This window comes from Nocardioides sp. (assembly GCF_031397825.1).
Lineage (GTDB): Bacteria > Actinomycetota > Actinomycetes > Propionibacteriales > Nocardioidaceae > Nocardioides.
Genome location: NZ_JANNML010000064.1, coordinates 1 through 1,806, shown reverse-complemented (window position 1 = coordinate 1,806; position 1,806 = coordinate 1). Strand labels below are relative to the sequence as shown.

The 1,806-nt window shown below is 70.5% G+C and carries 3 protein-coding genes; 1 reads left to right on the top strand and 2 read right to left on the bottom strand.

Annotation, left to right across the window (positions count from 1 at the left end; genetic code table 11):
* On the bottom strand, positions 1 to 299 hold a 299-nt coding region (locus RMN98_RS05290; RefSeq protein ID WP_309647757.1), incomplete at its 3' end, for an exodeoxyribonuclease VII large subunit.
* Positions 300 to 346: 47 nt separating this feature from the next.
* Here RMN98_RS05290 and RMN98_RS05285 point away from each other — a divergent pair.
* Positions 347 to 1,369, top strand: a complete 1,023-nt coding sequence (locus RMN98_RS05285) for a 4-hydroxy-3-methylbut-2-enyl diphosphate reductase (protein ID WP_309647756.1) — start codon at positions 347 to 349, stop codon at positions 1,367 to 1,369.
* Positions 1,370 to 1,504: 135 nt separating this feature from the next.
* Here the strand turns inward: RMN98_RS05285 and RMN98_RS05280 are convergent.
* On the bottom strand, positions 1,505 to 1,806 hold a 302-nt coding region (locus RMN98_RS05280; protein ID WP_397208888.1), incomplete at its 5' end, for a DUF6542 domain-containing protein.

Here is a 1,806-nt window from a genome sequence, read left to right as displayed (position 1 = left end):
AGGCTGAGGGTGCCGCGGTTGGTGTAGTAGCGGGGGCGGCCGTGCACGACCACGCTGGCGCCCTCGACGACGGGCGGGTCGGCGGAGTCGATGACCTGGCGCTGGCACGTGACCGACATGGAGATGTCGCCGAGCGGGTCGCGCAGCACGATGAAGACCGTGGCCATGCCCTGGCGGCGGTTGAGCTGGGCGATCTGCCCCTCGACCCAGACCGCGCCGAGACGGTCGATCCAGCTCGTCAGCAGCGTGGCGATCTGCCGGACCGGGGCCGGCTGCTCGGGGCTGGTCTCAAGTGCCACGCAGGCACCCTAGCCGCGTCTTCCGACACGCCTCCTACGATGGGGGCATGAGCAGTGCTGACCTGGGGATGCCTCCCGTGCTGACCGCCGACCGTGCCGACGAGCGGGCGGTGCTGCTGGCTGCGCCCCGCGGCTACTGCGCCGGGGTGGATCGGGCCGTGATCACGGTGGAGAAGGCCCTCGACCTGTACGGCGCCCCGGTCTACGTGCGCAAGCAGATCGTCCACAACAAGCACGTCGTGGCCGGGCTGGAGGATCGCGGTGCAGTGTTCGTCGAGGAGCTCGACGAGGTCCCCGAGGGCGCCACCGTCGTGTTCTCCGCCCACGGTGTGTCCCCGATGGTCCACCAGCAGGCCGCCGAGCGGGAGCTGAAGACCATCGATGCGACCTGCCCGCTGGTCACCAAGGTGCACCACGAGGCGAAGCGCTTCGCCGGTGACGACTACGACATCCTGCTCATCGGCCATGCCGGCCACGAGGAGGTCGAGGGCACCGCTGGGGAGGCCCCTGAGCACATCCAGCTCGTGGAGCGCCCCGAGGACGTCGCCTCGATCGAGGTCCGTGACCCGGCCAAGGTGGCGTGGTTGAGCCAGACGACGCTGTCGGTCGACGAGACGCTGGCCGTGGTCGACGCGATCCGCGAGCGCTTCCCGCTGCTGCTCGACCCGCCCTCGGACGACATCTGCTACGCCACCCAGAACCGTCAGATGGCCGTCAAGGAGATCTCGAAGGCCGCCGACCTGCTCATCGTGGTCGGCTCGGGCAACTCGTCGAACTCGGTGCGCCTGGTCGAGGTCGCCCTCGAGGCCGGGGCCAAGGCGTCGTACCGGGTCGACGACGCCAGCGAGATCGACGAGGCGTGGCTCGAGGGGGTCGAGCGGGTCTCGGTCACCTCAGGCGCCTCGGTGCCCGAGGACCTCGTGGATGGGGTGCTGTCGTTCCTGGCCGAGCGTGGTTATCCCGACGCCCAAGCGGTGCACACCGCCGAGGAGTCGTTGATCTTCGCCCTTCCGCCGGAGCTGCGGCGCGACATCCGCGCGGCGGAGAAGGCTGCCGCCGCGAGTTCCTGACCCGCGCTCTGCCCCGCGAGTCGGCGTGCCGTGTGGCAGCGCAGTCTCGGTTGAACGCGAGCGCCGTTTCGCGCGTACCGGAGGGACGCCTCGCGCGTACCGGAGCGACGTCTCGCGGGGAGGGGTGGCGAAACGTCAGCGGTGGACGCGGAGGCGGCCGTCGTTGCGGATCGCCACCTGGCGCAGCGCGATGAGCGCCAGGGTGAGCCCGTAGCCGATGACGAGCGTCTGGGCCTGGTGGGCCAGCCCCGACACCACGGCCTGACCGGCGTTGTCGGAGGCGCGGGCCACCGAGGCGGGATCGGCGATGCCGAGCACGATCACGACGGCGCCGAGGAAGATCGGCGGGAAGACCCCGATCATGAAGAAGTCCCGCGGGCGCACCCACAGCGCGATCACAGCACAGGCGAGGGTGAAGACGAGGTCGAAGCCGAGAC

Coding starts and splice junctions, on each gene's coding strand:
- RMN98_RS05285 (WP_309647756.1), top strand. CDS start 347: ATGAGCAGTGCTGACCTGGGGATGCCTCCCGTGCTGACCGCCGACCGT.